Source organism: Niveispirillum fermenti (assembly GCF_048066175.1).
Lineage (GTDB): Bacteria > Pseudomonadota > Alphaproteobacteria > Azospirillales > Azospirillaceae > Niveispirillum > Niveispirillum fermenti.
The window spans coordinates 133,955-155,212 of record NZ_JBLTXA010000009.1; the positions used below are offsets into that span (position 1 = coordinate 133,955).

At 65.2% G+C, this 21,258-nt stretch carries 15 protein-coding genes and 1 riboswitch; of the genes, 10 read left to right on the forward strand and 5 right to left on the reverse strand.

Annotated elements, in window-relative coordinates:
• Positions 1–119: 119 nt before the first annotated feature.
• Both ACM9LZ_RS11830 and ACM9LZ_RS11835 read left to right on the forward strand, forming a co-directional pair.
• Positions 120–1,457, forward strand: coding sequence for an MFS transporter (locus ACM9LZ_RS11830; RefSeq protein WP_416619671.1), 1,338 nt, complete (start codon positions 120–122; stop codon positions 1,455–1,457).
• Positions 1,458–1,506: 49 nt separating this feature from the next.
• Complete coding sequence (locus ACM9LZ_RS11835) at positions 1,507–3,627, forward strand: serine hydrolase domain-containing protein (protein ID WP_416619672.1); 2,121 nt, start codon at positions 1,507–1,509, stop codon at positions 3,625–3,627.
• Positions 3,628–4,130: 503 nt separating this feature from the next.
• On the opposite strand, the gene ACM9LZ_RS11840 is transcribed toward ACM9LZ_RS11835, so the two are convergent.
• From ACM9LZ_RS11840 to ACM9LZ_RS11850, 3 genes are all read right to left on the reverse strand, one after another.
• Positions 4,131–5,282, reverse strand: a complete 1,152-nt coding sequence (locus ACM9LZ_RS11840; protein WP_416619673.1) for an NAD(P)/FAD-dependent oxidoreductase — start codon at positions 5,280–5,282, stop codon at positions 4,131–4,133.
• Between the two features lie 267 nt (positions 5,283–5,549).
• Positions 5,550–6,602: a threonine aldolase family protein gene (locus ACM9LZ_RS11845; protein WP_416619674.1), complete on the reverse strand. Its 1,053-nt coding sequence runs from the start codon at positions 6,600–6,602 to the stop codon at positions 5,550–5,552.
• 54 nt (positions 6,603–6,656) lie between these two features.
• Positions 6,657–6,763: riboswitch (SAM-I-IV-variant riboswitch) on the reverse strand.
• Between the two features lie 100 nt (positions 6,764–6,863).
• The gene (locus tag ACM9LZ_RS11850) at positions 6,864–7,499 is read right to left on the reverse strand and encodes a helix-turn-helix domain-containing protein (protein WP_416619675.1); all 636 of its coding nucleotides are present in this window, start codon (positions 7,497–7,499) and stop codon (positions 6,864–6,866) included.
• Positions 7,500–7,660: 161 nt separating this feature from the next.
• Between ACM9LZ_RS11850 and ACM9LZ_RS11855 the strand changes: the two genes are divergently transcribed.
• From ACM9LZ_RS11855 to ACM9LZ_RS11875, 5 genes are all read left to right on the forward strand, one after another.
• Entirely contained in the window at positions 7,661–8,677 is a 1,017-nt protein-coding gene (locus ACM9LZ_RS11855; RefSeq protein WP_416619676.1) for a dipeptide epimerase, read from the forward strand.
• A 127-nt stretch (positions 8,678–8,804) separates the two neighbouring features.
• Positions 8,805–11,045 (forward strand): TonB-dependent receptor, encoded by a 2,241-nt coding sequence (locus tag ACM9LZ_RS11860; RefSeq protein WP_416619677.1) that lies wholly within the window; start codon positions 8,805–8,807, stop codon positions 11,043–11,045.
• 71 nt (positions 11,046–11,116) lie between these two features.
• Positions 11,117–12,244: a dipeptidase gene (locus ACM9LZ_RS11865; protein ID WP_416619678.1), complete on the forward strand. Its 1,128-nt coding sequence runs from the start codon at positions 11,117–11,119 to the stop codon at positions 12,242–12,244.
• Between the two features lie 35 nt (positions 12,245–12,279).
• Positions 12,280–13,833 carry a serine hydrolase domain-containing protein gene (locus ACM9LZ_RS11870; protein ID WP_416619679.1) on the forward strand — a complete coding sequence of 518 codons (1,554 nt, stop codon included), beginning with the start codon at positions 12,280–12,282 and terminating at the stop codon, positions 13,831–13,833.
• Positions 13,830–15,137: an MFS transporter gene (locus tag ACM9LZ_RS11875; RefSeq protein ID WP_416619680.1), complete on the forward strand. Its 1,308-nt coding sequence runs from the start codon at positions 13,830–13,832 to the stop codon at positions 15,135–15,137. The genes ACM9LZ_RS11870 and ACM9LZ_RS11875 overlap by 4 nt, the downstream gene beginning before the upstream one ends.
• 55 nt (positions 15,138–15,192) lie before the next feature.
• Here ACM9LZ_RS11875 and ACM9LZ_RS11880 read toward each other — a convergent pair whose 3' ends face one another.
• Both ACM9LZ_RS11880 and ACM9LZ_RS11885 read right to left on the reverse strand, forming a co-directional pair.
• Complete coding sequence (locus tag ACM9LZ_RS11880; protein ID WP_416619681.1) at positions 15,193–16,839, reverse strand: FAD-dependent monooxygenase; 1,647 nt, start codon at positions 16,837–16,839, stop codon at positions 15,193–15,195.
• Positions 16,836–17,147 carry a putative quinol monooxygenase gene (locus ACM9LZ_RS11885; RefSeq protein WP_416619682.1) on the reverse strand — a complete coding sequence of 104 codons (312 nt, stop codon included), beginning with the start codon at positions 17,145–17,147 and terminating at the stop codon, positions 16,836–16,838. The genes ACM9LZ_RS11880 and ACM9LZ_RS11885 overlap by 4 nt, the downstream gene beginning before the upstream one ends.
• 110 nt (positions 17,148–17,257) lie before the next feature.
• Between ACM9LZ_RS11885 and ACM9LZ_RS11890 the strand changes: the two genes are divergently transcribed.
• The 3 genes from ACM9LZ_RS11890 (at position 17,258) to ACM9LZ_RS11900 (ending at position 21,237) form a co-directional block, all read left to right on the forward strand.
• The gene (locus tag ACM9LZ_RS11890; protein WP_416619683.1) at positions 17,258–18,073 is read left to right on the forward strand and encodes a GntR family transcriptional regulator; all 816 of its coding nucleotides are present in this window, start codon (positions 17,258–17,260) and stop codon (positions 18,071–18,073) included.
• 74 nt (positions 18,074–18,147) lie between these two features.
• A complete protein-coding gene (locus tag ACM9LZ_RS11895) occupies positions 18,148–18,657 on the forward strand; it encodes a luciferase domain-containing protein (protein ID WP_416619684.1) in 510 nt (169 codons plus the stop codon).
• Between the two features lie 234 nt (positions 18,658–18,891).
• Positions 18,892–21,237 carry a TonB-dependent receptor gene (locus ACM9LZ_RS11900; protein WP_416619685.1) on the forward strand — a complete coding sequence of 782 codons (2,346 nt, stop codon included), beginning with the start codon at positions 18,892–18,894 and terminating at the stop codon, positions 21,235–21,237.
• The last annotated feature ends 21 nt before the right edge of the window (positions 21,238–21,258 follow it).

Sequence of the window (21,258 nt, forward strand, 5' to 3'; positions counted from 1 at the left end):
CGGGCAAACAGCATGATGGACAGCAACAGCAGATTATCATCATCCGGATTTGATAATTCGATACCCAATTGGCGAAATTTTTCTTATAAGAAAAATATTCGTCATTCTGGAGAAGTGCCATGGGTGTCGCCACAGATATCCCGCCCGATCGGGCCGGGGCCAGTCCGCAGGCATGGTACGCCATCGGCGTCTTCGCCCTTGCCGCCATGCTCTCATATACCGACCGCCTGATCCTGAACCTTTTGGTCAGCCCGATCCGGGCGGAAATGGCGATCACCGATACCCAGGTCAGCCTCCTGCAGGGGGCGGCCTTCGCGGTCATCTATGCGTTCGCCGGCCTGCCGATGGGCCGTCATGCCGACCGGCATGGACGGCGCAACCTGATCCTGGCCGGCGTGCTGGTCTGGAGCTTTGCCACGCTGCTCTGTGGTCTGGCCCAGAGCTACGGCCAACTGTTCGCGGCGCGTGTGCTGGTGGGCATCGGTGAGGCTGCCCTGGCACCGGCCGCGCTGTCGATGATACCCGACCTGTTCCCCGCGCATCGGCGCGGCACGGCGGTGGGCATCTTCCTGGCCGGCATGGTGATGGGCGGCGGCACCGCCACCCTGACCGGCGGCGTGTTGATCGATCTTTTCGCCAGCGGCGCGCTGAGCGGCGTGCCTTTCCTGGGCGACCTGCCGCCATGGCGGGCGGTGCTGGTGACGCTGGGGCTGGCCGGCGGGGTGATGGCAGCCCTGGTACTGCCGATCAGGGAGCCGCAGCGGCGGGAAAGCCTGGGCGGCAAGGACGCGACGGGCCTGGGGCCACTTCTGCGCTACATGGGAAAGCACCGCGCCACCTTCTTCCTGCTGCTGGGCGGATTGACCCTGACCCAGTTGGTCGATTACGGCACCAATAGCTGGACGCCATCGCTGCTGATGCGTGTCTATGGCTATAGTGCGGCGGAAACCGGCGCCGCGCTGGGTGGCATCCTGATCGGGGTGGCCGGCCTGGGCACCCTGTCGGGCGGCATCCTGGCCGATTTCCTGGAACAGCGCGGCGTGGCCGGCGGCAAGCTGATCATCGCCGCCCTGGCCACGACGCTGGCCGTGCCCTGTCTGCTGTTCCCGGCCAGCGGGTCCGATACCCTGCTGCTGATGCTGTTCGGGCTCTTCGCCTTCCTGTTGGCCGTCGGGGCCAGCACCGGCATCGCCGCCATACTGGATCTGGTGCCGTCGGAACTGCGGGGCATGACCACGGCCATCCAGGCCTTTCTCTACACCGCCATCGGCCTTGGCATGGGGCCGACATTGGTGGCGCTGACCACCGACCATGTGTTCGGCGACCCCAACGCCGTGGGCTATTCCATCATGCTGACCTGCCTGCCGCTGCTGGGGGTGGCCGCCGCCGCGCTGTGGCGGGCCAAGCCGCACTACCGGCGCACGCGCCAGGCGCTGGCCGACCGAACAAACGTATGAAGAACCGGGAAAAGGCAATCCACCACAACGACCGAACAGGGACGAGGACATGAGACATCTGATATCAGCTTGGCGCCCGCAGGCGCCGGTTGCCGCCATCCGGCGGCTTGGGTTCCGCGCCGGGGGGGGCGGGGGCGGGGGCGGGCCGGCGGGTGCCGGTCTCCAGCGGCATGAGACGGCTCATGTCACCGCGAAGAAGCCCATCTGGGGACGGCTGGCCCTGGCGCTGGCCCTGGCACTGCCGGTGGCCCCCGCCTTGGCGCAGGTGCCCGACCCCACCCCCGTCGTCACCAGCCCGGCGGAGGACCCGCCCGTCACCACCCATCCGCTGACCGCCAGCGATGTGGAAACACTGATCGACGGCTTCCTGCCCTATGCCCTGAAGCGCGGCGACATTGCCGGCGCCGTGGTCACGATCGTCAAGGACGGACAGATCCTGCTGGGCAAGGGCTATGGCGTGGCCGACCGGGAGACGGGCCAGGCCATCGACCCGGAAACCACGATGTTCCGGCCGGGTTCCATCTCCAAGCTGTTCACCTGGATCGCGGTGATGCAGCAGGTGGAGGCCGGGCGCCTGGACCTGGATGCGGACGTCAACCAGTATCTTGATTTCAAGCTGCCGGCGACCTTCGCCGAACCGATCACCATGCGCCATCTCATGACCCATACGGCGGGGTTCGAGGAGAAGGTGAAGGACCTGATCGTGCTGGGCGGGCCACCCGCCGATCTGGGCACGCTGCTGGCCGGTCATATCCCGGCCCGCATCTTCAAGCCCGGCACCACCGCCGCCTATTCCAATTATGCCACCGCGCTGGCGGGCTATATCGTGCAGCGGTTGAGCGGGGAACCCTTTGCCGATTACATCGACCGGCACATCCTGGTGCCGGCCGGCATGCCCCATTCCAGCATGGCCCAGCCGCTGCCGGCCCACCTGGCACCCCTGATGGCCAAGGGCTATGAATCCTCCCGCGATCCGGCCCAGCCGTTCGAGATCGTCAACCCGGCCCCCGCCGGCTCCCTGTCGGCCAGCGGTGCAGATATGGGCCGGTTCATGATCGCGCTGCTGAATGGCGGTGAAGGACCGAACGGCCGCATCCTGAAGCCGGAAACCCTGGCCCAGATGCAGAAGCCGCATCACCGGCCACTGCCGGGCCAGCAACTGGCCATGGGCCTGGGTTTCTATGAGCAGAACCGCAACGGCTACCGCATCATGGGCCATGGCGGCGACACGGTGCTGTTCCACAGCGACCTTGCACTCTGGCTGGATGAGGGGGTGGGCCTGTTCATCTCCATGAACAGCACCGGCGACGGCATCTCCCCCGGCCCGATCCGCGACGAATTGCTCGCCCTGATCGCCGACCGCTACTTCCCGGCCCGCGAACCCGCAGCAGCACCGGCGCCGGCAGCCGAGACGATCAAACGCGCCGTGCCGGTGGGCGGCACCTTCCAATCCTCCCGCCGCGTCGACAGCACGCTGCTCTCCCTCACCTACCTGTTCGGCCAGGGGGATCTGGTGACGAACGAGGATGGTACCGCCTCCTTCACCCTGTTCCGCGATTTCGCGGGCAAGCCCAAGCGCTGGCGCGAAGTGGCGCCCGATCGTTGGCAGGAAGTGGGCACCGACAGCCTGATGCATACGCGCACCGATGCATCAGGTCGGGTCACCGCCATCACCACCGACGATTATCCCGCCATCTTCGTGTTCGAACCCGTGCCCGCCGCCACCAACAAGGCCTGGACCGTGCCGGCCCTGGGCATCACGCTGTTTCTGGCCCTGTTCACCGCCCTGTGGTGGCCGGTGGCCGCCCTGGTGCGCCGCCGTTATGGACGGCCGCATCCCCTGTCCGGCCAACCGTTGCTGGCCGACCGGCTGGTGCGCGCGGCCAGCCTGATGACCGTTGTGGCACTGGGCGGCATGACCGCCGTGATGACGATGGCCATCACGCCCCTGATGGAAGGCACCATCGATTGGCTGCTGCGCCTGCTGCAACTGTCGGCTCTGCTGGCGGTCCTGGGTCTGGTGCCCGCCGCCTGGCAGGCCTGGCACCTGTGGCGGCAGCCCGCCGGCTGGTGGGCCCGCATCCGGGCCAGCCTGATGGTGGTGATGTTCCTGGCCGTGCTGTGGTTCATCGTGACCTACCATCTGGTAAGCTTCAGCCTGAATTACTGATCCCGCCGATCACTTACCCCCCGGCCCCGCCAGGGCCGGGGGCTTCTTTCCCGCCTGCTAAGCAGATTTTCCGAACTCCGCCCACAGATGGGCGGGCTCGGAAAATCTGCAAACCATGGAGTCGGCAGGTTCCTCCAGGCCGGCTGGTCCCCTGGCCGAATGATCGACAAGAAGACGCCCCGGTGGAGTGATCCACCGGGGCGTCTGCATATGATGACAAGGTGAAGCCCGCCTGTAATATACCGCTCCCCTCAGAAAATCCCGGTAGAGACCTCATATTTTCCTTTATTTTCAGAGATTTAAAAAAGAGATTACGGGGATTCTCTGGTTATTTGGATATACCAACTTGCGATGAGTGGAACTCATCGCAAGTTGGCCCGGCGGCGACCGTCACAGCACCGCTCGCGCGGCGCAGCCAAGCCAACGAATGTTGGCGCCGGCGATTGAGGGTGGTGATCAAAGCCTCTTGGTTCTGATCACCGCAAAATAGTATAGTGCTGCCATCAATCAGCCTGCCGCAACTGGCTTCGGTCCGGCGACAGGGCTGCGACATCCACCCCCCGTTCGGCCAGCGGCACCGGCACCTTCCCCGTCAGCAACAGCGAGGCGCCGGTCAACGCCAGTGCCGGCCCCATCTGGATGCCATAGCCACCCTGTCCCGCGAACCAGAAGAAGCCCGGATGTGCCGCCGGCCTTCCCACCACCGGGCTGCGGTCGGCCACGAAACTGCGCAGGCCGGCCCAGCTTCGCGCGACGCGACGCACGGGCAGTTCGGCCGCCGCCTGCACCCGGTCCACGCAGACGGCGATGTCCCATTCATCGGCCTGCGCGTCACAGGGCGGCGACGGGGTCTCATCCGCCGGAGATGCCAGCAGCATTCCGGCATCGGGCTTGAAATAGAAGGACCCGCCGGCATCGATAACCGCCGGCCAGCGATGCACGTCGGCCCCGGCCGGCGGGTCGAGCATGATGGCCGTGCGCCGCAGCGGCATCAGTCCGATCGTGGGAACCCCGGCGATGCGAGCCACCTCGTCTGCCCAGGCACCGGCGGCATTGACCAGGGTCGCCGCCCGCACCTTCGCGCTGCCGAAGGTGAGGACCCAGCCATCCCCCTCGCTTGCCGCCGCGCGCAGTTCGGCACCGGTGGACAGGACCACGCCCGCGGCCCGCGCCCGGCGCAGATAGCCCTGGTGCAGGCTATGGACATCGATATCCATCGCCTCCCTCTCCCACAGGGCGGCAGACACAAGTTCGTCACGCAGCACAGGCACCATGGCTCGCGCCTCATGGGCGCCCATCCGCGTCGTCCGGGCCCCCACCCGTTGCGCCGTTGCCTCCAACGCATCCAGTTCGCCAACCGCATCCTCACCGGCGATATAGAGGCAGCCGCGCGGCGTCAGCAGGGGATGGTCGGTGAAACCCGGCGGCGGGGCCAGATAGAAGGCGCGGCTGGCTGCCGTCAGGGCACAGACCGTCTCGTTTCCGTAAAGCGCGCTGTAGAGCGCAGCCGACCGGCCGGTCGTGTGATAGCCGGGAAAATCCTCGCGCTCGGCCAGCAGAATACGCGCGCCCTCGACACCGGCATCCACCAGAGCCGACGCAATGGAGGCACCAGCGATCCCGGCGCCAACGATCACGATGTCAAATGACTGCATGAAATCACCTCCCATTGCCGTCATGGTGAGAAATTGTGTCGTATAAGTCAAAGTTTTTTCTTAATTTTTCGCATAGTAATAAATGCGTGGAATTCTCTTGCTGTTTTGCCGTCACGGCCGACGGCCCCCCGGTAAACCTTTTGGTTTTGATCACCGCCCTCCATCGCCGGCGCTGCCATCCGGCAGCTTGGCGACAGCGCAGGAGCGGTGCTGTGGCAGTCAACGCCGTGCCAGCTTGTAATGCGTTCCACTCATCACAAGCTGGCATTACAGCAGACAGGCTTCTCGTTCCGCCACGACCCGCAGATCCCCGATCAGGGCCGTCACCCGTGCCGGGTCCGCATCCCATGCGAACATGAAACGGGCGGCACCGCCGATGAAGGTGTAGAAACGCCACCCCCGCTGCCGCAACCCCTCCAGCACCGGGGCCGGCGCCGTCACGAACACGGCATTGGCCTGCACCGGATAGGCTGTCTTAACCCCCTCCAGCCCGGCCACCGCCGTTGCCAGCCGTGAGGCGCATTCATTGGCGTGGCGGGCATTGTCCAGCCAGGCGCCGCTTTCCAGCATGCCGATCCACGGGGCGGCCAGGAAGCGCATCTTCGACGCCAACTGGCCCGCCTGCTTGCAGCGCCATTCGAAATCAAGCGCCAGATCGCGGTTGAAGAACAGGATCGCCTCGCCCACAGCCATGCCGTTCTTGGTACCGCCGAAGCAAAGCACATCCACCCCGGCCTTCCAGGTGATATCGGCCGGCGAACAATCCAGTGCCGCACAGGCATTGGCGAAGCGTGCGCCATCCATGTGCAGGCGCAGGCCCAGTTCGCGGCAGACCTGGGAAATGGCCTTGATCTCCGCGATGGAATAGACCAGCCCCGTTTCCGTCGGCTGGGTGATGGTGACGGCGCGCGGCTTGGGGAAATGGATGTCCGACCGGCCGGTGGCCAGCGTGCGCACGGCATTGGGTGTCAGCTTGCCGTCCGGCGTGGAGGCCACCAGCAGCTTGGACCCGTTGGAGAAGAATTCCGGCGCACCGCATTCATCGGTCTCCACATGGGCCGACGAGGAGCAGATGACGCTATGATAGGATTGGCAGAGGGCGGCCAGCGCCAGGGAATTGGCCGCCGTGCCGTTGAAGGCGAAAAACACCTCGCAATCGATGCCGAACAGCGTGCGGAAAGCGTCTGCTGCGCGGTCGGTCCATACATCGTCGCCATAGGCCGGCACATGGCCCTGGTTGGCCGCTTCCATCGCGGCCCAGGCCTGTGGACAGATGCCGGCATAATTGTCGCTGGCGAATTGCTGGGGAAATTGCTGCATGTCCGACGTCCCTTCCGGCTGGTGACTGCCTTCGAGTGACGTGACGACGCGCGTGGGCTTCCCGTTTTTTGCCGGTCCGGCCACATCCCTCCTTGTGGGAGGCACCACCTTGCCCGGGAGCAGGTTGGTGTCGGGCGTCGGCCCGACTCTCGATGCATGGACAGGTGATTAGCCGGGCCCCCCGCATTTGGCAAGCTGTGAATTTCTCCATGCTGGCATGCGCCTGAACGGGACATAAAGAGTCCTGATCAGGATCATTCCTCACATAGACGGCCGGTCATCATGCAGGGAGAGAAGCGACTGCATCAGTTCCTCATCCGCACTGGACATGATGCCCAGCACTTCCGCCTCCTCGCACCCTTCTGCCACCAGATAGGCATGGCCCATGGTGCTGTCGATATAGATGGATTGGCCCTGATCCAGGATGACAGGGTCATAAAATTCCGTATTCACCACCACACGCCCCTTCAGGACGAAAATGAACTCCTCCCCGGAATGGTGGACAAGCTGACCGAACTGTTTCGATGTCTTCGCCCTGATCTTGGTCAGGACCGGGATCATCCGCTTCCGGCGCAGCTCAGTACAGAGATAATAGTAATCGTAATTGTCGGTTTCGACCCGGATGGCACGTTCCAGATCCCCGAAGCTGCGCCGCGCCGTCACCGCGGCGGGTGACGGGTCGCCCACCGGCTCGGCAAACAGTTCCGACATGCGAAGGCCCAGCCGCCGGCTCAATTGCTGCAGCTTGTCATAGGTCAGGGTCAGCCGGTCATGCTCCACCTTCGACAGGGTGGAGACAGGAATTCCGCTTTTCTCGCTCATCTCCTTGAGAGTCCAGCCTTTGCGGGAACGAAGGCCGCGCAGCAGCGCACCGAGGGTGGGAAGAGCAGAGGACAAGTGCAGCTACTCCATTGACGAATTTTCCGATAAGGATCATATTGTCCCAATCAGGACATTAATGGCAACTTCGCCAGGCAATTCTATTGCCAGCCCGCCGAAAGGGCAATCAGGAACCAAAGGTCCGCCGCAACGGCGCCCCGAACAATGGTGATCGAGTAATGGCACGACTGAGCATGACGGTCGCGACCCAGCGGTTGCGTCTGGCCCAACCTTTCCGCATCTCCGGCTATGTGTTCGAGCATTCCGACGTCATCGTCGTGACCCTGTACGACGGCGAATATCAAGGCCGTGGAGAAGGAGGCGGCGTGTTCTTCCTGGGTGACGACATTACCCATATGACAAGCCAGTTGGCCGCTGCCCGTCCCGCCATCGAGGCCGGCGCCACGCGCGAGGAACTGCGCCGGATCCTGCCGCCGGGCGGCGCGCGCAATGCCGTGGATTGCGCGCTCTGGGAACTGGAGGCGGCACGCAGCGGCCGACCGGTCTGGCAATTGGCCGGGCAGACCGCGCCCAGGCCGCTGCGCACCACCTTCACGCTGGGCGCCGACACGCCGGAGGTGATGGCGCAGGGGGCCCGCAACTATGGTGATGCCCGGGCCATCAAGATCAAGCTGACCGGTGATCTGCCATTGGACATCGCGCGCGTCCAGGCCATCCGCGCCGCCAGGCCCGATGTCTGGCTCAGCGTCGATGGCAACCAGGGCTTCAGCATAGACCAGTTGGATCCGTTGGTTGCCGCCCTGCAGGGGGCCGGTGTCGCCCTGCTGGAACAGCCGCTGGCCCGCACCCGGGATGCCGACCTGGAAGGGTACAGTTCCCCTATCCCCATCGCAGGGGATGAGAGCATCATATCGCTTTGCGACATTGCCGGCGCAGTTGGCCGCTTCGATATCGTGACCATCAAGCTGGACAAATGCGGTGGCCTGACCGAAGGGCTGCTGATGGCGGAAGAGGCGCGGCGCCTGGGTCTTGGCGTCATGGTCGGCAACATGGTCGGCAGCAGTCTGGCCATGGCACCGGCCTTTGTGCTGGGCCAGCTTTGCGACATTGTCGATCTCGATTCACCCATCTTCCTTGCCCGCGACCGCACACCCGGCGCCGTCTATCAGGGCGGTGACATCCATATCGGCGAGGATGTATGGGGCACGCGCGCCGCGGCGGCCGGGGGCAGTTGACGAAATCGCACGGATAATCGGAAAAATCTTTGACATATAGTAAAATTAGAAAATAATATCCCAGTCAGGATTAAATTGACCCAGACAAGCCAAAGGCGCGGGTCATGGACCAGAACAGGAGAGCCTCATGGGGATGCTTCGTAACACGCTGCTGCTGGCCACCGGAATGATGGCCGTCACGGCGGCCGCGCCGGCCATGGCACAGGGCCAGCCCTCCTCCTCCGGCATCGTGCTGGAGGAGATCATCGTCACGGCCCAGAAGCGCCGCCAGACCCTGATCGACGTGCCGCAATCGGTGTCGGTGGTCTCCGGCGCCACCCTGGAAAAACAGCAGGCCAACACCATCCAGGATTACCTGAAGCTGGTGCCGGGACTGCAGATCGCGCAGGATACACCCGGCCAGGGCCGCCTTGTGATGCGCGGCGTCAATACCGGCGGCGTGGCATCCACCGTGTCGGTCTATATGGATGAAACGCCGTTCGGCTCCAGCACGGCCATGGCCAATGGCGCCATTCTGGCCGGCGATTTCGACACGTTCGACATCGCCCGGGTGGAGGTGCTGCGCGGGCCGCAGGGCACGCTCTATGGTGCCAGCTCGCTGGGCGGCGTCCTGAAATACATCACCAACGAACCCGCCACGGACAGGGTGGAAAGCCGTTCGCGCGTGGGTATTGAAACCACGAAGGGCGGCGATCTGTCCTATTCCGGCAACACGATGGTCAACATGCCCATGGGGCAGGATTTCGCGGTGCGGGCCTCTGGTTATTACCGCAAGACCGGCGGCTTCATCGACAGCATCGGCACGGCCGGATCGGATCGGGAAAAGAACATCAACGACAGCCAGAGCTATGGCGGCCGCGTCTCGGCGCTCTATGCGCCCGACAACGGCTTCTCGCTGCGGCTCAGCGCCCTGCTGCAGGATATCAAGGCCGATGCGCCCAGCACGGTGGAAAGCGATCCCGACAGCATCGCCCTGCTGTATGGCCGCCCGACCTTCTCGCAGTTCGTACCGTCCTTCCGCGACATCCGCTACCGCGTCTATAACGGCACGGCCAAGTACGAGGCGGGGTTTGCCGACATCCTGTCTTCGACCAGCTTCTCCTCGCAGAAGCAGGAAAGCCGGACCGATCTGACCCACAACCTGTCCGCCCTGATCGATGGCGTCTTCGGCACGCCGAACGAGATTTATCTGGGGCAGAACACGAATGTGGAAAAATTCACCCAGGAACTGCGCCTGACCTCCTCTCAGCCAGGGACGTTCGAATGGCTGATCGGCGGTTATTATGTGCATGAGAAGGCGCTGATCCAGCAGGGCTATACCGCCGTGCAGCCCGGCACGCTGTCCCCGATCACCACCCTTCCCCTGTTGGCCGACGTGCAACTGCCGTCCAAGTACGAGGAATATGCCGGCTTCGCCAATGCGACCCTGCATCTGAACCAGCAATTCGATGTCGATTTCGGTGCCCGCTACAGCCATAACCGGCAGAAGGCCAGCCAGACCACCGACGGCGCGCTGGCCGGCGGCGCCTCGGTCTATCCCGACATCCGCTCGTCGGAAAGCGTCTTCACCTTCTCCGCGGCGCCCAAGTACAAGATTTCGGAAAATGCATCGGTCTTTGTCCGCGTGGCCAAGGGCTACCGCCCCGGTGGGCCCAACCCGCTGCCGCCGAACGCACCCGCCGACACGCCGCGCCAGTTCGACAGCGACACGCTGATCAGCTACGAAGCGGGCGCCAAGATGCAATCCGAAGACGGCATGTTCAGCGCGGAATTGTCCGTCTTCCATCTGGACTGGCGCGATATCCAGTTGATCGCCGTCATCAACGACTATGGCATCAACATCAATGGCGGCAAGGCCAAGAGCGACGGTGCCGAAGGCACCGTGACCTTCAGGCCGATGCGCGGCCTGGAACTGTCGGCCAACGCTGCCTATACCAACGCCAGGCTGCGCGACGACACGACACCGGTCATCGGCGGGTTCGATGGCGACCGCCTGCCCTTCACGCCGAAATTCACGGCCGCCCTGAACGGCGATTACAATTGGGACCTGACGGGCACCATCACCGCTTCGGTCGGCGGGTCGGTCCGCTTCCTGTCCAGGCAGCAGGGCGACTACGACGCCGCCTACTACGCTGCCAACGGCCAACAGCGGTATCTGCCCTCCTACGAGGTCATCGACCTGCGGGCGGGGCTGGATTTCGGCTCCTTCGCGCTGGATGCCTATGCCAGGAACATCGGCAACAGCAAGGGCCGCACCTCCACCGCTTCCGTCACGGCCAATGGGGGACCTGTGCATCCGGGCGGAGCGCTGGCCACCGGCATCATCCGCCCGCAAAGCTTCGGGCTGACCATCTCCACAAGCTATTGACGCGAGTGCGGCGGATGTCGGTCCCTATGTCGGCAACGACCGGAACCGGCATCCCTGCCGCAGGAGACAGCATGCCTCACGCCACCGACCTCCATCGCCATCTGCTGACGCTGGATGCCCATCTCGACACGCCGATCCATTTCGCGCGGCCAGGCTGGCATTTCGACGAACGGCACGATCTGGCGGATGATGTCGCCCAGCTCGACCTGCCGCGCATGGAAGGCAACCTGTCCGGCGGCTTCTTCGTCATCTATACCGCACAGGGGCCGCTGACGCCGGAGGGCTATGCCGGGGCACTGGCCCAGGCCCGCCGGCGCTCGCGGGAAATCGACGAGACGCTGGCCCGTTTTTCCCATCGGATCGGGCCGGCGACGACCGCCGACGACGCCCGGCTTCTGCATGCGCAAGGCCGGATGGTGGCGTTCCGCAGCATCGAGAACTGCTACCCGATCGGTGAGGATCTGGGGCTGCTGGCCGAGTTCCATGCCCAGGGCGTGCGCATGGCCGGGCCGGTGCATGTGCGTACCAACCAGTTGGCCGACAGTTCCACCGACGCGCCCCGCTGGAACGGGTTGAGCCCGCTGGGTGAAGGCTGGGTCGCGGAAATGAACCGGCTGGGCATGATCATCGATGCCAGCCACGCCTCCGACGCCGCCTTCGACCGGATGCTCGAATTATCCGCCGCACCGCTTGTCCTGTCGCATTCCGGCACGCGCGGCTTCTATGACCATCCCCGTAATCTGGATGATGGGCGTATCCGGACGCTGGTGGCTGGCGGCGGGGTCATCGGCTTCACCACCATCTACCTGTCCGCCATGCATATGGTGCCCGAACGGGCCGCCCTGTTCCGCACCATGGGGCATATCGGCGACCTTTCCATGGCCGAGCAGGTCGATCTTGGCCGGCGCTGGAACGCGCTGGATGCCACCGCGCCGATGTGGAAGGCGGATTTCGAGGATTACATGGCGGCACTGCTGCACACGATCGGGGTGGCCGGCGTCGATCATGTGTGCTTTGGCGCCGATTGGGATGGCGGCGGCGGCGTGGAGGGCTTCCGCGACGTGACCGCCCTGCCCCGTGTCACCGAGCGGCTGCTGGAAGCCGGCTTCTCCGCGCAGGATCTGGAGAAGATGTGGAGCGGCAATCTGCTGCGCGTCCTGACCCAGGCCGGCGACAGCGCCGCCGCCGGGACCGGCTGACGGCGCATTCACGAAGACAGGATCAGGAGAGACAGATGACAGTCCAGGCCCGGATCGAGCCTGCGGCGCTCGACGCGCTTCTGGCACCCTATGACACCACCAATGCCCCCGGCTTCGCGGTGGGTGTTGCGCTGCAGGGCAAGCCCGTCTACCGGCGCGGGGTCGGCATGGCCAGCATCGAGCTGCCGGTCACGCTCTCTCCCACCATCCGCATGCGCATCGGCTCCACCAGCAAGCATTTCTGCGTGCTGGCCGTCATGCTGCTGGCGGAGGAAGGCAGGCTGTCCATCGATGACAGTGTGCGCCGGCATCTGCCGGAACTGCCGGCCTGGGCCGATACCATGACGGTTCGCCAGTTGATGGCCCATACCAGCGGCATGCGTGACAGCCTGGACCTGCTGCTGCATGCGGCCGGCCCCGGCATAGCGACCGCATCCGATTTCCAGTTCAGGATGCTGGCGGCCCTGGACAGCGTGAATTTCGCAGCCGGCACCAGTTGGAGCTACAATAATGGCGGTTACGTCCTGCTGGCGGAGATCGTGACACGGCTGGGCGGACAGGATTTCGCCAGCTTCCTGCGTGAACGCATCTTCACGCCGGTGGGCATGCATGACACGCTGGTGCGGGCGCTCGACACCGATCTGGTGCCCAACAGCGCCACCCTGCACGTGCCCAGCCCCAACGGTGGCTACATGCGCGGCGTGTTCGGCTCCCCCATCGGCGGGGAAGGCGGCATCGTCTCCACAATCAACGACATGCTGCTCTGGCTGAAGCATATGAGCGCGCCTGTGGTCGGCAGCGAGGCCACATGGGCGGCGATGCGCACCCCGCACGCCACCCATGGCTATGGCCTGGGCCTGACCATGAACCAGCATCGGGGGCTGGACACCGTGCATCATGCCGGTGCGGTCGTCGGCGGTTCCAGCCAGATGCTGAAAGTGCTTGGGCATGAGCTGGACATCATCATCATCTCCAACGGCCGCAGCAGCCTGGAACTGTACAAGCTGGTCGATGACATCATCGACCGCTGCATCCCCGGCCTGCCGCCCCTGCCCGGCGACGCCGAGGGCGTGCCGGTTGAGGGGGATTATTACAACCCCGATACCGGCCGCAAGCTGACCCTGGTGGCGCATGAGGGCCGGCAGGCCATTCGCCTGGGCGGCATGGCCCTGCCGGCCAAATGCGCCGGCGACGGCTGGCTCAGCCTGCCCATCGTGCCCACCGACATGCGCCTGCGCCCCATCGATGGCGGCGCGTCGCTGGACGTTACGGAGTTCGGGCAACGCGAGATTCTGACCCGCGTCGCCCCGGCGCAAGGGCAGGATGCCGCCCCGATCCTGGGCGACTATGGCAGCGCCGCCGCCGGCATCAGCGCCATCATCGCCGGATCGGGGGAAGAGGTGCCGCGCCTCATCCTACGCAATGCCATCGGGTCCTTCATCTACAATCTCACCCCCGTGGCCACCGATCTCTGGGAAGCGCGCGGCGCCGGGCCGCTGCCTCTGGCCGCCACGCTGGAATTCGACGATAGGGGCTTCCGCCTGACCACCGGCCGCACCCTGCGCCTGCGTTTCGAGCGTCATAAATGAGCTACCCCGCCCTCGCGCGTCCCGATTTCCCCTCGCCGGCCCGGGCCCGCTATGCCCTGCTGGCCTTGTCCATCCTGGGCTTCTTCCTGTCGATGGACATCACGCTGACCACGCTCCTGATCGAGCCGATGAAGCGTGACATGTCCCTGACCGACCTGCAGGTCGGCCTTTTGCAGGGTACGGCCTTCGGACTGGCGCTGGGCATCGCGTCGATCCCCAGCGGCCGGCTGATTGACCGGAAGGTGCGCATGCGGCTGCTGTTCTGGGGCCTGGTGTCCTGGATCATCGCCATGATCGTCACCGGCCTGGCACCCAATTTCCTGTCGCTGGTGGTGGGACGTGTCGTCATGGGGGCCAATGCCGCCCTGCTGGTCCCGGCCGCCTTTTCCCTGGCCGCCGACCTTTATCCGCCGGAGCGGCGGTCGGTGGCCACCAGCCTGCTGGTGGTGGGGCAGGCGACGGGCCAGGGTATCGGCATCCTGGCCGGCGGCCTTGCCTTCGACGCGCTGACCCGCTGGCATGATGTGGACCCCGGTCTGCTGTTCGGGTTGCCGCCCTGGCGCCTGCTCTATCTGGGCGCCGCCATCCTGGGCGTGGCCATCCTGTTGCTGCTGACCCCCGTGCGCGAGCCGGCGCGACAGGAACAGCAGGACCGGAGCGGCAAGACATCCGTGGCCCTGCGGGAACTCTGGCAGTATCGGGGCTTCCTGCTGCCCCTGATCATCGCCCTGTTGTTGAGCCAGGTGACGATCCAGGCGGCATCGGTCTGGGCCACGCCCATGCTGATCCGCAATTACCACCTGTCGCCAGGACAGTTCGCAGGCTGGCTGAGTGCTGTGCTGCTGATCGGCGGCATTGCCGGTGCAGCCGGCAGCGGCTGGCTGGGCAAGCTGGGCCAGCGTCGTGGCGGCCGGGCCGGGGTGCTGGTGCCGGCGGTGGTGGCGGCCCTGGCCATCGCCCCCCTGTCTCTGTTCGGCATGGCGCCGGGCGTGCCGATCTTCGCGGTGATGCTGACGGCGCATATTTTCGCCGGTGCCGTTGTCGCCACGCTGGGTGTCATCGCCATCACCTTGAACATTCCCAACGAGGTGCGCGGCCTGGCGCTGGGCACCAATACCCTGCTGACGGCCATCTTCGCCGGTGCCACGGCCCCGCCCCTGATCGCCCTGGTCAGCGCCTCCCTGGGTGGGGAAAGCCAGCTGGGCATCGCCATCGCCGCCCTGTGCGTGCCCTGCGCCATCGGTGCCGCCCTGTTCTTCTATCAGGCGATCCGCTTCTTCCGGCGCACGGGTGCCCATGCATGACAAGGGAGGCATCCCCCTTGTCATGCGGCGGGGCGGGGGACGGTCCGGGTGTCGTTCAACCGCCTGCCATGTCCGCCAGGAAGGCCGCCGCCCCCTGGATGTTCAAGGTCGGGCTGCGCCAGGCCACATACCCGTCGGGACGGATGATGTAAAGGGCCTGGCCATCGCGCAGCCCCACACCGTAACGCTCGAAGACATCCGGCAGGGAGGTGAACTCCACCCCCTGACCCATGCCGAAATCCTGGCGGGCCACCAGATGTGTGGACACACCGCGACGATCCGACGCCAGACCGGTCAGCGACTGGTTCAGATGCTCGATCTGCCGTGCCTCCAGCGGCTTGCGCGACAGGGCCAGCACCGTCATCCGGTAACCGGCCAGCAGGTCGAATATCTCCCGCCCCGGCCGCAAGGCGGCGTTGGGTGCCCGCGCGCCTGGCGCCGGTCCCTTCCTCCAGCCGGTCTTGTCGGCCGCCACAGCCGCCGTGCCGGCGGGATAGGCGATGTCGCGCTGCGACAGGCGGCGGAAGGCCTTGGTCTGGATCGGCCGCGCGCGGGAGATGATCTTCAGTGCCAGCGGCAGGATCAGGTCGCGCAGCGCCGCCTTCAACCCGGCCTGGCCGGCGGCGGCGGCGAACAGGCGGCCCGTGCTTTTCACCACCTTCTCACCCACGGGCCGGCGCTCCCCGTCATAGGTGTCCAGCAGCCCGGCATTGCCGCCGCGCAGGACGGTGGCCAGTTTCCAGGCCAGGTTCGCCGCATCCTGCAGGCCGGTATTCATCCCCTGCCCGCCTGCCGGTGAATGGATATGGGCCGCGTCGCCGGCCACGAAGGCGCGGCCCGAGCGATAGCGGTCCACGAACCGGTGATGGGCGCGATAGCGGGTGATCCAGGCCGGGTTGCTCAGCGTGATGGGCATGTTGATGGCGGCCGACATCCCCTCCTGCATCTCCTTCAGATCCAGCGGCGGCGGTTGCGCCGCCTCCCCGTCCCCGAAGCCGCCGGAAAGGTCGGTGGCCATCACCCGCGACAATTGGCTGCCATAAAGGGGCAGGAACAGGCCGATGCGCCTGCCATTGATGAAGACGCGGAACCGGTGATGGTCCAGCGGCCATTCCACCTTGCAATCGGCCAGCAGGAAACGCTGGGGCAGCATTTCCCCGTCCCAGCCGATCCCCGACGCCTCGCGCACCACGCTGCGCGATCCGTCGGCGCCGATGATGAAATGGCTGCGGATTTCATCCACCGTCCCGCCCGGGGCCGTGACATGGGCACTGACCCCATCGCCATCCTGCACAAGGTTCAGCAATTGCTGCCCTCGCTCGACACGGACGCCCTGTTCCTCCAGGTCCTGGATCAGCAGCGCTTCCGTTTCCGATTGCGGGATCATCAGGATGAAGGGAAATGGCGTGTCGCCGGTGCGCGCCAGGTCAAAGTTCAATCCACCCCGGAACGGTCCCCTCACATGCAGGTTCACCGAGCCGGCGATGACGCCGCGGGCCAGGAAACGGTCGGCCAGCCCCATGGACTGCAACAGTTCCAGGCTACGGGCCTGAACCGCGAAGGCCCGGGATTCGCGCGTCGGTTCCTCCCGCCGCTCGATGATGCGGACCCTGACGCCGCTGCGCACCAGCAGGCACGCCGCCATCAGGCCCGTGGGGCCGGCACCGACAACCAGGACATCGCAATCCGGCACAATATTCATGGAACATCCCCCTTGGCGGCGAAGGTGCGGCACAGGGTGATGGCATAGGGTTCGATGAACAGGTCCTCCCTGCTTTCCTGCACCCAGCGCGCCACCTCTCCCCCGACATGGGCCTTGAACGCATCCTCATCGGTGAAGGTGTTGAAGATGGCGAACCGGCCGCCGCCCAGATCCATGGCGCGGAAACTGGTGGTGCCGGGCTCGGCCTGCAGGCGCCGTGCGGCCTCCGTCAGGAAGACGCGCGCGGCATCCTCCCGGCCCGGATGTGCCTCCATCGTCGCCCAGACGGCCAGTGCATCCGTCGGCATATCATCCTCCCTGCTTGGATCGTTATGCCGGTACAATGTGCAGACGACGCCCAAGGTGTCAACAGTTTGGCATTGCGCTGTCGACAAATCTTGCTAGAATGGTTTGCATCATGAATGAACGCGCCTCCCCCCCATCCCGCGAGAATGTCGCCTCGGTCTATCGACGCCTGCGGCGGATGATCCTGTCCGGCAAGCTGAAGGGCGGCCAGCCGCTCTCACAGGTGCAGCTGGCCCTGGATTTCGACACGAGCCGGGGGCCGGTGCGCGAGGCGCTGCGCATGTTGCAGCAGGAAGGATTGATCGAGGCGGAAACCAACCAGCAGGGCCGGGTCGTCAGCTATTCCATCGACGATCTGGAACAGGTCTTCTCCCTGTTGACACTGAACGCGGCCCTGGCCATCCGGGCCGGGGCGGACCGGTTGACGGAAGCGGACATGGCCATTGTCCGCCGCGCCGTGGCCCGGATCGAAGCGGCCCCGGAACTGGCCCAGAGCGCACGGGGCGCCACGCGCCGGCGGTTGGCATTCCGCCGGCTGATCAGCACGCTGTGCAGTCGTGGCGGGCGCCATGTGACCCAGATGATCAACGATCTTCTGGACCGGCTGGCCATGTTCCGCGCCCTGCACGAGGTGGCAGGAAACCCGCCACCCTACCCGCTGGAAAACGGGTTCCAGCCACTGCTGGAGGCCTGCGAGAAGCGGGATGCGGCCGCGGCGGCCCTGTTCATTGCGGAAAAGATCGCCGATATCGCCGGCAAGGCGCTGGCCTATCTCGACCGTCGTTATCTGCCGGTGCAGTTGAACCTTTATGTGGAGGCGGTGCGCGGCGCGCTGACCATTGCCGATCCGGCCGGCCCCTCCGCCCTGACCATCCGCGTGCGTGGCATGCCCGGCGGACGGGTCGAATGCGTGATCCTGCCCGACTGAACCGTCGCCCACAAGGTGTTGACACTTGAGCGGCGGCATCGCCATCACCAATACCAAGCCATCAGGATGCAGCCATGGATGTGATTGCCACAGATGAAGACGGGTTATCCGCACGATATGGCCCCCGGCCCCGCACCACGCCCCACGCGCCTCACAGCCAGATCGACCAGATCCCGGCGGACCGGCGACAATGGGGACAGTTGCTGCTGACCGCATTGTACGCCCTGCCCGGCGTGGAAACAGGTGGCAGCCGGCGCGCCCCGCCTGGAACCGTCGGCCTGTATCTGCGCCACGGGCGGCCGCAGGAACGGCCACGGGCTTTCCTGTTGGGCCATGAATTCGCCCATGTCCATCTGGAGGATGATGGCAGCCTGCATACCGTGCTGCCCGAGCCGCTGCGCAGCGAGGCCATCGCCAAAGGGTGGGCGGAACCGCACCCGTTGGCCGGTTATCCCACCGTGTCGCCCGACACCGTGATGATCTATGCACCCCGCAACCAGGAAGAGGTGAAAATGGTCGCCTGGCTGGTCCGCAAGGCCCACGCATACGCATCCGACAGCGTCGGCGCGGAACCAGCCTTCTGAAATCGCCGCGGACCGCGAAACAGCCATCGCGACCCGCAAAATCCGCAAAATCCAACCGTCACAAGCCGGCATCCGGATGCTTCACCGGGCGCTGGACGGGGATGCCTTGCCTCCGCGCAGCGCAGCGCCCCGCGTTTGACAACGATCAGGGCAGGATCGACGGCAACAGCCAGCCATCGTCTCGCCTGCTGAAACAAGCAATCGACGACAAATAAAGACCTTGGGGAGGTATTCATGAAGAAATTCCTGCTGGCCGGCACGGCCTTGCTGACCGGGCTGCCTGCTTCTGGTGCCCTTGCACAGACGGTCGCCCCGGCGAATGCCGGGCTTGGGGAATTCGTACTGGAAGAGATCGTGGTTACCGCCGTGCGTGCGGAAACGCTGTTGTCCAAGACACCCGTTTCCGTTTCCGCCGTCAGCGCCGACAATTTGCGTGACCAGGGCATCAGCGATCCGACCAACCTGGCCGACGCCGTACCCAACCTGACCATCGACCGCGTCAATGGGGCGGGCGTGCAGATTACCATCCGCGGTGTTTCCAGCACGGACAACAGTGAAAAGGGCGATCCATCCGCCGCCTTCCTGGTGGATGGCGTCTATATCGCGCGGCCACAGGCACAGGAGGTCAGCTTCTTCGACCTCGAACGGGTGGAGGTGCTGCGCGGCCCGCAGGGCACGCTTTACGGGCGCAACACCACGGCCGGCCTGGTCAACCTGATCTCCGCCCGTCCCAAGGACAAGTTCCAGGCGTCGGGCGACCTCACCTATGGCAGCTACGACACTTTGCAGGCCTCTGCCATGGTGAATGTGCCGGTGGATGACAATATCGCCATCCGTGCCGCCGCCAACTACAATTACCGCGACAGCTACCTGTATGAGGGGGCGTCGACCGCCTCCCTCGACCCCGGAAAGAAGGACCTGTCCTTCCGGCTCAGCGCCAAGGCCGATATCGGGGAGCGCGTGCGGCTTTACGTGAAGGGCGACACCAGCACGATGAAGGGCAACCCCCAGACCGGGGTGGCCCTGTCCAACTTCTTTCAGATGCCCATCACGGCGGCCCCGAACGGACAGCGCGGCGCCACGCCCGTCCGCCTCTCCAATCAATCGTCCCGGGAACTGCGCAGCCTGGGCTTCACCCAGAACCGCAAATCGACCGCCGATAACAGCACCTGGGGCATCCATGGCGAGCTGGAGGTCGATATCGTTGAAAACCTGACCGCCACCTATCTGGGGTCATATCGTGAATTCACGCGCGACGAGCTGCAGCGCGGTTATGTCGGCCTGACCTATCAGGCCCTGCCGGGCCTGCCGCCGCCGGGCGCGCGGGTGCCGCTGGAGGCAACATTCAATGGCGATTACGAACAGCAATCCCATGAACTGCGCTTCGCCTATCAGACCGACCGCCTGCTGGCGCAGGGTGGCGTCTATTATTTCCGTGAACAGTCGGGCGTGGAATTCCTGCTGTTCGGCACGCGCGGCTTCATGCCGGGCCAGCGGGGCTATGTTTATGGCTTCCCGCAGGACCCGACCATCTCCAAGACCCTGGGCTTCTTCGGGCAGGCGACCTTCAGCCTGACCGACGATCTGCGCGTCACGGGCGGGTTGCGCCATACCAGCGATGACAAGTCGCGCGTCGGCGCCACCATCAACCATGCCAACGTCGGCGATCCTCTGGATTTTACCCCCGCGACCCAGCCGGGAACCACCAACCCGCGTGGCCAGCGGGATTCGCTAAACAATGCCGCCGTCAGCTATACCAAGCTGACCTGGCGGGCGGGCCTGGATTACGATCTGACCGAAGAGACAATGCTCTATGGCAATGTCTCCACAGGCTACAAGGCCGGCGGCTTCAACGAGGGCTGTCTGGCCGGGCAGCAGAACTGCAATGCCCCGGTTCCCGCCGGCGACCTGTTCTATTCACCTGAAACCCTGACCGCCTATGAGGCGGGGGTGAAGACCAGCCTGGCCGACCGCAAGGTCCGCCTGACCGGCGCCTATTTCCACTATGATTATTCCAACCTGCAGCTCAGCCAGATTTCCGCCACCTATTGCGACGGGGCGCCGTGTCTTGTGACCAGCAATGCCGGCAAGGCCAAGATCGACGGCGTGGAAGTCGAGGCGCTGGCCCAGCCCGACGCGCGCAACCGTTTCAACCTGTCACTGGCCTGGCTGAACGCCCGTTACACGGATTATCTGGTCTCCCCCGGCGTCAATCTGAAGGGCGAGCAATTGGACAGGTCGCCGAAATGGACCGCTACCCTGGGCTATGACCATACGCTGCCGGTGGGTGAAGGGTCGCTGGTGCTGGGGGCGCGGTCGCGGATCAGCGGCGGCTATCACCTGATCAATACCGCGTTGCGCAACTTCTTCCGTCAGCCCAGTTTCACCCGCACCGACCTGACGGCCACCTACAACGCCCCCGGCGACCGTTACTATATCCAGGCCTATGCCAAGAACCTGGAAAACGACATCGCCCTGGGCAGCGTCGCCCTGTCCGCCAATTATCCGGCCATGACCGATGGCACGGCCCAGATCTCCGATCCGCGCACCTTCGGCGTGCGGGCCGGGTTCAGGTTCTGATTGCGGTACCCGGCGCATAGC

What these genes read in the sequence shown, in the direction of transcription:
- ACM9LZ_RS11830 (WP_416619671.1), top strand. Translation starts at nt 120, where the DNA reads ATGGGTGTCGCCACAGATATCCCGCCCGATCGGGCCGGGGCCAGTCCG.
- ACM9LZ_RS11835 (WP_416619672.1), top strand. Translation starts at nt 1,507, where the DNA reads ATGAGACATCTGATATCAGCTTGGCGCCCGCAGGCGCCGGTTGCCGCC.
- ACM9LZ_RS11840 (WP_416619673.1), bottom strand. Translation starts at nt 5,282, where the DNA reads ATGCAGTCATTTGACATCGTGATCGTTGGCGCCGGGATCGCTGGTGCC.
- ACM9LZ_RS11845 (WP_416619674.1), bottom strand. Translation starts at nt 6,602, where the DNA reads ATGCAGCAATTTCCCCAGCAATTCGCCAGCGACAATTATGCCGGCATC.
- ACM9LZ_RS11855 (WP_416619676.1), top strand. Translation starts at nt 7,661, where the DNA reads ATGGCACGACTGAGCATGACGGTCGCGACCCAGCGGTTGCGTCTGGCC.
- ACM9LZ_RS11860 (WP_416619677.1), top strand. Translation starts at nt 8,805, where the DNA reads ATGGGGATGCTTCGTAACACGCTGCTGCTGGCCACCGGAATGATGGCC.
- ACM9LZ_RS11865 (WP_416619678.1), top strand. Translation starts at nt 11,117, where the DNA reads ATGCCTCACGCCACCGACCTCCATCGCCATCTGCTGACGCTGGATGCC.
- ACM9LZ_RS11870 (WP_416619679.1), top strand. Translation starts at nt 12,280, where the DNA reads ATGACAGTCCAGGCCCGGATCGAGCCTGCGGCGCTCGACGCGCTTCTG.
- ACM9LZ_RS11875 (WP_416619680.1), top strand. Translation starts at nt 13,830, where the DNA reads ATGAGCTACCCCGCCCTCGCGCGTCCCGATTTCCCCTCGCCGGCCCGG.
- ACM9LZ_RS11880 (WP_416619681.1), bottom strand. Translation starts at nt 16,839, where the DNA reads ATGAATATTGTGCCGGATTGCGATGTCCTGGTTGTCGGTGCCGGCCCC.
- ACM9LZ_RS11885 (WP_416619682.1), bottom strand. Translation starts at nt 17,147, where the DNA reads ATGCCGACGGATGCACTGGCCGTCTGGGCGACGATGGAGGCACATCCG.
- ACM9LZ_RS11890 (WP_416619683.1), top strand. Translation starts at nt 17,258, where the DNA reads ATGAATGAACGCGCCTCCCCCCCATCCCGCGAGAATGTCGCCTCGGTC.
- ACM9LZ_RS11895 (WP_416619684.1), top strand. Translation starts at nt 18,148, where the DNA reads ATGGATGTGATTGCCACAGATGAAGACGGGTTATCCGCACGATATGGC.
- ACM9LZ_RS11900 (WP_416619685.1), top strand. Translation starts at nt 18,892, where the DNA reads ATGAAGAAATTCCTGCTGGCCGGCACGGCCTTGCTGACCGGGCTGCCT.